The organism is Actinospica durhamensis (assembly GCF_018139695.1).
In the GTDB taxonomy this organism is placed as follows: domain Bacteria; phylum Actinomycetota; class Actinomycetes; order Streptomycetales; family Catenulisporaceae; genus Actinospica; species Actinospica durhamensis.
In genome coordinates this window covers 1-11382 of sequence record NZ_JAGSOG010000271.1, presented here as the reverse complement: position 1 = coordinate 11382, position 11382 = coordinate 1, and the positions used below count along the sequence as shown (strand labels likewise).

Sequence of the window (11382 nt, the reverse complement as noted above, 5' to 3'; positions counted from 1 at the left end):
TATAAGAGACAGGGGCCATCACGTCCGCGGCGGCGGTGGGAGGGCTGCTCGGGGCCGTGAGCGCGCCGCTGCTGGCCCGGCGGCTCAGTGGGCGTGCTCTCGTCCTGTGCGCCTCCTGGGCGGTCGTGGGCGCCTCCGTGGCGGTCGCGCTCGCGCCGAAACCCTGGCAGATCGGGGTGATCGGGGCCGGGCTCGTCTTCCTGATCGTGCCGCTGACCGTCGTGCTCGAAACTTACGAACTGCGCGTGGTTCCCGAGGCCTTGCTGGGGCGGGTGCTCTCGGCCCGGCAGTTCGCCGTCAGCAGCCTGCTGTGGACGGCCACGCCCGTCGCGGGAGTGCTCGCGGACGCCTTCGGGGCCGAGTCCGCGGTGCTGGTGCTCGCGGGCTGCTTCGCCGCGACCGCCTTGTGGACCACGGCTTCCCGGGCCGTGCGGCTCGTCGATCAGTTGCCGGAGCCCGTCGGCCAGGACCCCTCCGAGGTGCCGTTTCCGCGTGCCCAAGGCCGGGATCAGGCACGGCGTCGGGATAACCAGGCCACGAATAATTTGGACAAAGAACTCTCATTCGGGACGAAATCCGGCCCTCGGGAGGGTGAATAGCCCGATCCGTTGCACACGGCGCGCCCGACTCCGGTACGCTCCGGTTTTATCGCAGACCAGCGGGGGTGTCACCTTGCAACCCACGCGGGAAGCGACTAGGTTCCGGCAACGGACCACCGAGCCGACCGGCCGGGCGAAACGTCACACCCGAGCATTCGGGACCCGAGCCGTATCGGGGCCCGATCACCCGGGCCGAGGCCTTCGCACGCGGCCGGCTCAACCCCCCACAATCCGTTTCGATGTCATTGAGGTGAATTGGCGTGGCTCTCCCGCCCCTCACTCCCGAACAGCGCCAGGCTGCCCTGGAAAAGGCCGCCGCGGCTCGCCGCGAGCGTGCTGAGGTGAAGAACCGCCTCAAGCACTCTGGCGCCTCCCTGTCCGAGGTTGTCCAGGAAGGCCAGAAGAACCCGGTCATCGGCAAGATGCGGGTCTCGGCCCTGCTCGAGTCCCTGCCGGGCGTCGGCAAGGTCCGGGCCAAGCAGATCATGGAGCGGCTCTCCATCTCCGAGAACCGCCGGGTCGGCGGCCTCGGTGCGAACCAGATCGCGGCGCTCGAGCGCGAGTTCGGTTCCGCCAAGTAAGCCTCGGGCCGACGGGGCCCGCGGTTGATCAGAGTCCTCATATCCGAGGGCGGCACGGGGCACGGGGCTCGGCCTTGCGTACCGTGGCAGTGGCGTGTCGTCCGGTTCGCCATTCCGATGGCGTACCGGCGATGCGCTAGGCTCAGGTCGCGTGACGACCTCGACCGATACCGCGCGCCCCGAACCACCGATTGAGCACCGGCCACGGCTGGTGGTGCTCTCCGGGCCCTCGGCGGTCGGCAAGAGCACGGTGCTCGCGCATCTGCGCGCCCAGCACCCTGAGGTCTGGCTCTCCGTCTCCGCCACCACCCGCCATCCGCGACCGGGCGAGATCGACGGCAAGCACTACCGCTTCGTCGACGAGGACGGCTTCGACAAGCTGATCGCCAACGGCGAACTGCTCGAGTGGGCCGAGTTCGCCGGCAACCGGTACGGCACCCCGCGCCAGCCCGTGCTGGACAAACTGACCTCCGGCACCGCCACTCTGCTCGAGATCGATGTGCAGGGCGCCCGGCAGGTGCGCGAGGCCATGCCCGACGCGCTGCTCGTCTTCCTCGCTCCGCCGAGCTGGGAGGAACTGGTGCGCCGGCTCATCGGGCGCAACACCGAGCCGCCCGAGGTCCAGGAGCGTCGGCTGACCGCGGCCCGCGAGGAGCTCGCGGCCGAGACCGAGTTCGACACCACCCTCGTGAACACGTCCGTCGAGGACGTGGCGCGCGAACTGTTAACCTTGATGGGTGTCGGCTGAGCCGCTTCCGGCCGCCGTCCCCACACTCGATCCAAGTCGTGAGGTCTTCACCTTGTCCATGACCGAGCCCGAAGGCATCATCAACCCGCCGATCGACGAGCTGCTCGAGGCGACCGACTCCAAGTACAGCCTGGTCATCTACGCGGCCAAGCGCGCCCGCCAGATCAACGCCTACTACTCGCAGCTCGGTGAGGGCCTGCTCGAGTACGTCGGCCCGCTCGTCGACACGCACGTGCACGAGAAGCCGCTCTCGATCGCCCTGCGCGAGATCAACGCCGGCCTGCTCACGGCCGAGCCGATCGAGCCCGCCCCCACCACGCCGAACTCGCTCTGATCCAGGCGGCCTAGGGCCCATGGTGGCAGCAGACGCCGGCGCCGCGCCGCCCGCCCGTCCCCGCGTCGTGCTCGGCGTGGGCGGGGGGATCGCCGCCTACAAGGCCTGCGAGCTGCTGCGCCGGCTGACCGAATCCGGCCACGAGGTCCGGGTGGTGCCCACCGCGAGCGCACTGCGCTTCGTCGGGGCGCCCACCTGGGAGGCTCTGTCCGGGCACCCGGTCTCGGCCGAGGTCTGGCAGGACGTACCGCAGGTGCCGCACGTGCGCCTGGGCCAGCGCGCCGACCTGGTCGTAGTCGCCCCGGCGACCGCCGACCTGCTCGCCCGTGCCGCCCACGGCCTGGCCGACGACCTGCTCACGAACACGCTGCTCACCGCGCACTGCCCGGTGCTCTTCGCGCCCGCGATGCACACCGAGATGTGGCTGCACCCGGCCACGCAGGAGAACGTGGCCACGCTGCGCCGCCGCGGCGCGATCGTGCTCGACCCCGCGGTGGGCCGGCTCACCGGCGCCGACTCCGGCCCCGGGCGGCTGCCCGACCCGGAAGAGATCTTCGCCGCCGCGCAGGCGGTGCTCCGGCGTGGCGCGGCCGGGCCCGATCTGGCCGGTCTGCGCGTGCTGGTCACCGCGGGCGGCACCCGCGAGCCGCTCGACCCGGTCCGCTACCTCGGCAATCGCTCCTCCGGCCTGCAGGGTTACGCGCTGGCCCGGGCCGCGCTGGCCCGTGGCGCCGAGGTCACCCTCATCGCGGCCAACGTCGCGCTGCCCGACCCGGCCGGCGCGAAGGTGCTGCGTGTCGGCACCGCGCTGGAGCTGCGCGAGCAGGTGCTCGCGGTCGCGCCCGAGGCCGACGTGGTGGTCATGAGCGCCGCGGTGGCGGATTTCCGCCCGGCCGACTACGCCGAGGCCAAGATCAAGAAGAGCGACGACACCTCGGCTCCCGTCGTGCATCTGGTGCAGAACCCCCACATCCTGCGTGAAATCGCCCACCACCGTGCCCGGCCGGGGCAGACGGTCGTGGGCTTCGCCGCCGAGACCGGCGACGCGCAGCACTCGGCGCTGGAACTCGGGCGCCGCAAGCTGGCGAAGTACGGCGTGGACCTGCTGGTGGTCAACGAGGTCGGCGCCGACAAGGTCTTCGGCCTGCCGGAGACCGAGGCCGTGATCGTGGAGGCGGGCGGCGCGCAGACGCCGGTGGCGCCGGGATCGAAGGCGGCGCTGGCCGAGCTGATCTGGGACCGCGTGCTCGCGTGGCGGTCCGACGCCACCTGACGCCGGCGAGCCACGCCCGAGCCGGACGAGTGCCGCGATTGCGGCAATTGTCGTTGTGACGGGGTTGAGGCAACGGCTTAAGCGCCCAGATCTGACCATTCATCGGTCCACGGATCGGGACCGCTCCTTCCACTGTAAGCCTCGACGGTTACACTGGGCCACGAGAAGTCAGCAGCCGCTGCAGAAGGGAAGCCCCCCGTGGTCCGTACGTACACCGATCGCCGCCTGTTCACCTCCGAGTCCGTGACGGAGGGGCACCCCGACAAGATCGCCGACCAGATCTCGGACACGATTCTGGACGCGCTGCTGGCCGAGGACCCGACGTCGCGGGTGGCGGTCGAGACGCTGATCACCACTGGGCAGGTGCACGTGGCCGGCGAGGTCACCACCACCGGATGGGCGGACATCCCGGCGCTGGTGCGCGAGCGGATCCTGGAGATCGGCTACGACTCCTCGAAGAAGGGCTTCGACGGCGCCTCGTGCGGCGTCTCGGTCTCGATCGGTTCGCAGTCCCCGGACATCGCGCAGGGCGTGGACGCGGCCTACGAGGCGCGGGTGGAGGGCGAGCAGGACGAGCTCGACCGGCAGGGCGCGGGCGACCAGGGCCTGATGTTCGGCTACGCCTGCTCCGACACGCCCGAGCTGATGCCGCTCCCGATCGCGCTGGCGCACCGGCTGGCCCAGCGCCTGGCCCGGGTGCGCAAGGAGGGTACGGTGGCGTACCTGCGGCCGGACGGCAAGACGCAGGTCACCATCGAGTACGACGGCGACAAGCCGGTGCGCCTGGACACCGTGGTCGTCTCCACCCAGCACGCCTCGGACATCGACCTCGAGACGCTGCTGGCGCCGGACATCCGCGAGTACGTGGTGGAGCCGGAGCTGGCCGGGCTCGACCTGGAGACGGATGGGTACCGGCTGCTGGTGAACCCGACCGGGCGGTTCGAGATCGGCGGCCCGATGGGCGACGCCGGCCTGACCGGGCGCAAGATCATCGTCGACACCTACGGCGGCATGGCCCGCCACGGCGGCGGCGCCTTCTCCGGCAAGGACCCGTCGAAGGTGGACCGTTCGGCGGCGTACGCGATGCGCTGGGTGGCGAAGAACATCGTCGCCGCGGGCCTGGCCGGCCGGGCCGAGGTGCAGGTGGCGTATGCGATCGGCAAGGCCGAGCCGGTGGGCCTTTTCGTCGAGACCTTCGGCACCGAGACGGTCCCGGTGGAGGAGATCCAGCGCGCCGTGGGCAAGGTCTTCGACCTGCGTCCGGCGGCGCTGATCCGCGACCTCGACCTCAAGCGCCCGATCTATGCCAAGACTGCCGCGTACGGCCACTTCGGCCGCGAGCTGCCGGAGTTCACCTGGGAGCGCACCGACCGGGTCGACGCGCTCAAGGCCGCCGTCGCCTGACGCAGTTTCGGTTCTCCGACTTCCGCACGCTCCGCACGCCCCGTCGCGTCCGCTCAGACGCGGCGGGGCGTCGGCTGTCGGAGGACGGCTGTTTAATGGGGCGTTGTGGGGCAGGAAACCGTACACGAACAGCTGGCGCTGGTGCGCGCCCGCGTGTCCGGACCCCCCAAGCCGGTGGAGCCCGCCGCCGAACGCCCGGTCGCGCGCGTCGCCGTCGATCTCGAGCCGCCGCATCTCGACCGCTACTTCGACTACAGCGTGCCGGCCCGGCTGGCCGAGAACGCGCAGCCGGGTGTACGGGTCCGGGTGCGCTTCGCCGGGCGGCTCGTGGACGGCTATCTGATCGAGCGGCTCGAGCACACGGACTTCACCGGCAACCTCGTGCCGATCGAGCGGGTGGTGTCCCCGGAACCGGTGCTCGGCCCGGAATCCCTCGCGCTGGCCCGGCAGGTGGCGGAGCTCTACGGCGGCACGCTCGCGGACGTCCTGCGCCTCGTGGTCCCGCCGCGGCACGCCAAGACCGAGGCCGAGAAGTCGGCTGAGCCGCTGCTCGGACCGTTGCCGCCGCCCGTGCCAGAGCCCTGGCTCGCCTATCCCGGGGGAGCGGAGTACCTCGAGTCGCTGACCCGCGGACAATCCGCGCGCGCGGTCTGGACGGTGCTGCCCAACACCGACCCCGCCGCCGCGCTCGCCGCGGCGGTGCAGGCCACGCTGGCCGGAGGGCGCGGCGCCGTCGTCATCGCCGCCACCGGCCGCGACGTGGCCAGGTTCGACGCGGCGCTCACCCGTGCGCTGGGGGAGGGCCGGCACGTGGCCCTGACCGCCGATCTCGGACCGGCCGAACGCTACCGCCGCTGGCTCGCGCTGAGTCGAGGGCGGATTCGCGCGGTGGTCGGGACCGCGGCCGCGCAGTTCGCTCCGGTCGCCGATCTCGGCCTCGTCGCGATCTGGGACGACGCGGACTCTGGGCACGCGGTCCGCCTCGCCCCTTACCCGCACGCCCGCGAGGTGCTGCTGCTCAGAGCCCACCAGGCCGGGGCGGGCGCGCTGATCGGCGGCTACGCGGCCACCGCAGAGGCCGCGCACCTCGTGCAACGCCGCTGGGCCAGGCCGCTGTCCGCCGCGCGCGCGACCATCCGCGAGCACGCGCCGCGGGTGTTCGCGCTCAACGAGGAACGCGGCCGCGACCGCGAACTGCACCCCGGCGCCGTCGCCGGCCATCTGCCGCCGCAGGCCCTGCGCATGGCCAGGGAGGCTCTGACGCGCGGGCCCGTCCTGGTACAGGTGCCCCGCTCGGGATATCGGCCGCGCCTGGCCTGCGCGCAGTGCCGTGAGACGGCCCGATGCGGGCACTGCGGGGGCCCGCTGGCCCAGCCCGGCCCGCAGCAGGACCCGCTCTGCGGGTGGTGCGGACGCATCGTGACCAAGTGGACGTGCCGGAACTGTTTCGGCGTCAGATTTCGCAGCCGGGCCACCGGCGTGCACCGCAGCGCCGAGGAACTCGGGCGCGCGATCCCCGGAGTGGCCGTGCGCGAGAGCAACGCGGCCCGCGGCGTGATCGACCAGGTGGGCGCCGAGCCCGCGCTGGTGCTCGCGACGCCGGGCGCCGAACCGGTCGCGGCCGGCGGCTACGCGGCGGCACTGATCCTCGACGCCCAGGACATGCTCAACCTGCCCACACTGCGCGCCGCCGAACAGGCCCTGCGCCGCTGGCTGGGCGCGGCCGCCCTGGTCCGCCCGGCCGGCAGCGGCGGCGCGGTGCTGCTGTGCGGCGACGGCACGCTTCCGGCCGCCCAGGCCCTGCTGCGCTGGGACCCGGCCGGATTCGCCCGCCGCGAACTGGCCGAACGCACCGAACTCGGCTACCCCCCGACCGCGCGCATCGCCGAGCTGACCGGCGCGTACCCGGCGCTCAAGGAGCTGCTCGACCTCGCCGAACTGCCCGAGGGGGCGCAGTTGCTCGGGCCGGTCCCGGCGCAGCGCGCGGGCGCGGCGACCGAACGGATGCTGGTGCGCTGCGACCGGGCCGACGGTGCCCGCCTCGCCCGCGCGCTCAAGGCGGCTTTGGGCGTGCGCGCGGCCCGCAAGGTCGAGGAACCGGTACGGCTGCGCATCGATCCGGTGGATCTGGCGTAGCTTCGGCGGATCCGGTACATCCGCCGAAGCCGGGCCGGGCGCCCTTCCACGGTCGGTAAACTGGCTGGGAACAACGCGAAGCAACCAGCGAGGGCAGGGGCAGTACTGTGGCGATCCGACCGATCCGGCTCTTCGGCGACCCGGTGCTGCGCACACCCGCGGAGTCGGTGGTCGACTTCGACAAGGAACTGCGCACCCTGGTGCGGGACCTGACCGAGACCATGGTCGACGCTCCCGGCTCCGGGCTCGCCGCCCCGCAGCTCGGCGTGTCGCTGCGGGTCTTCACCTACCACGTCGACGGCGTCACCGGGCACCTGGTCAACCCGAGCCTCGACCTGTCCGACGAGACCCAGGACGGTAACGAGGGCTGCCTGTCCATCCCCGACCTGGCCTTCCCGTGCACGCGGGCGCTGCGGGTGGTGGCCAAGGGCTTCAACGAGCACGGCGAACCGGTCGTGGTCGAGGGCAGCGACATGCTCGCCCGCTGCGTGCAGCACGAGACCGACCACCTCGACGGCATCCTGTTCGTCGACCGCCTCGACCGGGAACAGCGCAAGGCCGCGCTGCGCGCCATCCGGCAGGCGGACTGGGCCGGCCAGCCGATCCGGGTCAAGCAGTCCCCGCACGCCACCTTCGGCTCGGCGCTCTGATACGCCCCGCCGCTGTCCCAGCCCCCGCATCCGCCTTATCCGGCTGACGCGGCGTCGGAACCGTCACCCCCGCTCAAGGATCGAGGCACCGGAAACCATGCGCGTGTTGTTCGCGGGCACCCCGCAGCCGGCCGTCCCCTCGCTCGAGGCCCTGATCGCCTCGTCCCGGCACGAGGTCGTGGCCGTGCTCACCCGCCCGGACGCCCCCACCGGCCGGGGCCGGCGGTTCGAGCCCTCGCCGGTGCGCCGGCTCGCCGAGGAGCACGGGATCGAAGTGCTCACCCCGGCCCGCCCGCGCGACCCCGAATTCCTCGCGCGGCTGGCCGAGCTCGCCCCCGACGTCTGCCCCGTCGTCGCCTACGGCGGCCTGATCCCGCCCGACGCGCTGCGGATCCCGGCGCGCGGCTGGGTGAACCTGCACTTCTCGCTGCTGCCCGCCTGGCGCGGCGCCGCTCCCGTGCAGCACGCGCTGATGTCCGGGGACGAGATCACCGGTGCCTGCACGTTCCTGCTCGAACAGGGCCTCGACACCGGCCCGCTCTACGGCTCGATCACCACCGAGATCGGCCGCACGGACACGGCCGGGGACCTGCTCGAGCGGCTGGCCGTCGACGGCGCCCGCCTGCTCGCGGCCACCCTCGACGGCATCGAGGACGGCGAACTGCGCCCGGTCCCGCAGCCGGCCGACGGCATCTCGCTTGCCCCGAAGATCAGCGTCGAGGACGCCCGGGTGGACTGGAAGACCCCGGCCCAGTTCATCGACCGTCAGGTGCGCGCCTGCACCCCGGCCCCGGGCGCTTGGACCACGCTCGGCGACGAGCGGGTCAAGCTCTTCCCGCTCACGCCGCTGCCCGGTGCCACCGACGTCGAGCCGGGGCGCGTCGTCGTGGACAAGCGCGGCGTGGTCGTCGGCACCGGCTCCGGCCACACCGTGCGCCTCGGCGACGTGCAGCCGCAGGGCCGCAAGCGGATGAACGCGGCCGACTGGGCGCGCGGGCTGCACCTGACCGAGACCGTGTACTTCGCCTGAGCGCGACGACGGCCGCCACCTCCAGGAATAGTCGGTAAGATCCCCTGATGCGCACTTCCGATCCAGCCCGCCGTGCCGCCTACGACACCCTGCGAGCCGTCTCCGAGCACGACGCGTACGCCAACCTGGTGCTGCCCGGGCTGCTGACCGAGCGCCGCCTCGACACGCGTGACGCCGCGCTGGCCACCGAGCTGGCCTACGGCACGCTCCGAGCCCAGGGCACCTACGACGCGATCCTGGCCACGTGCGTGGACCGCCCGCTGGACCAGCTCGACCCGGAAATGCTCGACCTGTTGCGCCTCGGCGCCCACCAGCTGCTGGCCACCCGGATCCCCCCGCACGCCGCCGTCGCCGCCACCGTGGACCTGGCCCGTGAGGTGCTGCACGAGGGCGCGGCGCGGATGTCGAACGCGGTGCTGCGCCGCGTCGGCCGGACCGACTTCGAGGGCTGGGTCGAGCAGATCGCCCCGAACCCGCAGGACGACCCGGAGGGCTTCCTCGCGCTCTTCCGCGCCCACCCGCGCTGGATCGTCTCAGCGCTCTGGGACTCGCTCGCCGCCCACCGCGGCGCCGAGGTCGCGCACGACGAGATCGACGACCTGCTGCGCGCGGACAACGAGCGCCCCGGTGTGACGCTGGTGGCCAGGCCCGGCATGGCCGATGTCGAGGACCTGATCGAGGAGGGCGCGGAGCCCGGCCGCTACGCGCGCACGGCCGCCTACCTCGGCCACGGCGACCCGGGCCGGATCGAGGCGGTGCGCCGCGGCCGCGTGGCCGTGCAGGACGAGGGCAGCCAGCTCGTGGCGCTCGCGCTGGCCGAGGCGAAGCTGACCGGCGACGACGAACTCTGGCTCGACCTGTGCGCGGGCCCGGGCGGCAAGGCGGCCCTGCTCGCCGCGACTGTGGCCCAGCGCGGCGGCCGGCTGATCGCGGCCGAACTCGCCCCGCACCGCGCCCGGCTGGTCAAGCGCGCCCTGCAGCCGATCCCCGGACTGCACAAGGCGATCACCGCCGACGGCACCAAGCCGGCCTGGCGCACCGGCCTGTTCGACCGCGTCATCGCGGACGTGCCGTGCACCGGCCTCGGCGCCCTGCGCAGGCGGCCCGAGGCGCGCTGGCGGCGCGGCGCGGGCGATGTGGCGCTGCTGGCCGAGACGCAGAAGAAGCTGTTGCACGCGGCCCTCGACTCGGCCCGCCCGGACGGACTCGTGGCGTACGTCACGTGCTCCCCGCACCTGGCCGAGACGCGCCTCGTCGTCGACGACGTGTTGCGTCGACGCACCGACGTCGCGCGGGTGGACGTCCGCCCGTACCTGCCCGGCGTCCCCGAGCTCGGTGACGGCCCGGACGTGCAGCTGTGGCCGCACGTGCACGGCACCGACGCGATGTACATGGCGCTGCTGCGGCGTGAGGACGCGGCGCGGGACTGAGTGCGGGGCGTTCGTCGGCGCGGCGGCGCTTGCGGGGAGCAGCACGGCGGTGGCGTTCGGCGGCGGCGTGCCGGCTCGTCTGACGCGTCGTCGGCAGGTGTCGGGCCTTCCGTACGGGAGAATGGGGGGCATGGCCGTACAGATCTCGCCCTCGATCCTCAACAGCGACTTCGCCCGCCTCGCGGACGAGGTGGCCGCCATCTCCCCGGCGGCCGACTGGGTGCACGTCGACGTGATGGACAACCACTTCGTGCCCAACCTCACGCTCGGGCTGCCGATCGTGGAGTCCCTGATGCGGGTCTCCGAGCTCCCGCTGGACTGTCACCTCATGATCGAGGACCCGGACCGTTGGGCCCCCGCGTACGCCGAGGCGGGCGCCCGCTCGGTCACCTTCCACGTCGAGGCCGCTGCCGCGCCGATCCGGCTGGCCCGGTCCCTGCGCGCGGCCGGCGCCAGGGCCGGCCTGGCCCTGAAGCCCGCGACCCCGATCGAGCCCTACGAGGACCTGCTGCCCGAGCTCGACATGGTGCTGATCATGTCGGTGGAGCCGGGCTTCGGGGGCCAGCGCTTCCTGGAGACGGTGCTGCCGAAGGTGCGCCGCACCCGCGAGGCCATCGCGCGCCACGGCGGGCAGATCTGGCTGCAGATGGACGGCGGGGTCTCCGCCGAGACCATCGAACGCTGCGCCGACGCCGGCGCCGACGTGTTCGTGGCCGGATCCGCCGTCTACGCCGCCGAGGACCGCGATCGCGCCGTGCGCGAACTGCGCGCCCTGGCGGAGAAGGCCACCTCGGCGTCGGACTGGGCCTGCGCGCACTGAGAGCACGGGGCCGGGAGTGCGTGCACTGAGACGTGCGTGCACTGTGACGTGCGTGCACTGTGACGTGCGTGCACTGTGACGTGCGTGCACTGTGACGTGCGTGCACTGTGACGTGCGTGCACTGAAAAGTACGCGCGCCGAGTCGGCGGGTACGGAGTCGGCGGGCACTGCCGAGTAGGTGTGCACGAAGCGAACGGGCACTGCCGAGTAAGCGTGCTCTGAAGGCACGGCACCGAGTGTGGATGCGCCGATGCCCGCCACGTCGTGGGTGACGTGGCGGGCACGGTCTCAGGGCGCGAGCTCAACCGCGGCTCGCTGGGGCGGGCAGGGGTAGAGAGGGTCTGGGAATCGAGGGCGCCCGGGGCGCCGGGGGAAAC

General features: G+C 72.9%; 11 protein-coding genes. All 11 read left to right on the top strand.

Annotated features, from left to right (window positions below; genetic code table 11):
- The first annotated feature begins 56 nt into the window (after window positions 1-56).
- A complete protein-coding gene (locus KDL01_RS33570; protein ID WP_212532713.1) occupies window positions 57-599 on the top strand; it encodes an MFS transporter in 543 nt (180 codons plus the stop codon).
- Window positions 600-859: 260 nt separating this feature from the next.
- Window positions 860-1180 carry an integration host factor, actinobacterial type gene (gene mihF, locus KDL01_RS33565; RefSeq protein ID WP_034269753.1) on the top strand — a complete coding sequence of 107 codons (321 nt, stop codon included), beginning with the start codon at window positions 860-862 and terminating at the stop codon, window positions 1178-1180.
- A 151-nt stretch (window positions 1181-1331) separates the two neighbouring features.
- Entirely contained in the window at window positions 1332-1928 is a 597-nt protein-coding gene (gene gmk / locus KDL01_RS33560) for a guanylate kinase (RefSeq protein WP_307846734.1), read from the top strand.
- 58 nt (window positions 1929-1986) lie between these two features.
- The gene (gene rpoZ, locus KDL01_RS33555; RefSeq protein ID WP_212532712.1) at window positions 1987-2262 is read left to right on the top strand and encodes a DNA-directed RNA polymerase subunit omega; all 276 of its coding nucleotides are present in this window, start codon (window positions 1987-1989) and stop codon (window positions 2260-2262) included.
- Window positions 2263-2281: 19 nt separating this feature from the next.
- Complete coding sequence (gene coaBC / locus KDL01_RS33550) at window positions 2282-3535, top strand: bifunctional phosphopantothenoylcysteine decarboxylase/phosphopantothenate--cysteine ligase CoaBC (RefSeq protein WP_212532711.1); 1254 nt, start codon at window positions 2282-2284, stop codon at window positions 3533-3535.
- 198 nt (window positions 3536-3733) lie between these two features.
- Window positions 3734-4939, top strand: coding sequence for a methionine adenosyltransferase (gene metK / locus KDL01_RS33545; protein WP_212532710.1), 1206 nt, complete (start codon window positions 3734-3736; stop codon window positions 4937-4939).
- Window positions 4940-5044: 105 nt separating this feature from the next.
- Window positions 5045-7075, top strand: a complete 2031-nt coding sequence (locus KDL01_RS33540; RefSeq protein ID WP_212532709.1) for a primosomal protein N' — start codon at window positions 5045-5047, stop codon at window positions 7073-7075.
- Between the two features lie 107 nt (window positions 7076-7182).
- Window positions 7183-7725 (top strand): peptide deformylase, encoded by a 543-nt coding sequence (gene def / locus KDL01_RS33535; RefSeq protein WP_212532708.1) that lies wholly within the window; start codon window positions 7183-7185, stop codon window positions 7723-7725.
- A 97-nt stretch (window positions 7726-7822) separates the two neighbouring features.
- Window positions 7823-8755, top strand: a complete 933-nt coding sequence (fmt, locus tag KDL01_RS33530; RefSeq protein WP_212532707.1) for a methionyl-tRNA formyltransferase — start codon at window positions 7823-7825, stop codon at window positions 8753-8755.
- A 47-nt stretch (window positions 8756-8802) separates the two neighbouring features.
- The gene (locus tag KDL01_RS33525) at window positions 8803-10185 is read left to right on the top strand and encodes an RsmB/NOP family class I SAM-dependent RNA methyltransferase (protein ID WP_212532706.1); all 1383 of its coding nucleotides are present in this window, start codon (window positions 8803-8805) and stop codon (window positions 10183-10185) included.
- A 130-nt stretch (window positions 10186-10315) separates the two neighbouring features.
- Window positions 10316-11005 carry a ribulose-phosphate 3-epimerase gene (rpe, locus tag KDL01_RS33520; RefSeq protein ID WP_212532705.1) on the top strand — a complete coding sequence of 230 codons (690 nt, stop codon included), beginning with the start codon at window positions 10316-10318 and terminating at the stop codon, window positions 11003-11005.
- Window positions 11006-11382 lie beyond the last annotated feature (377 nt).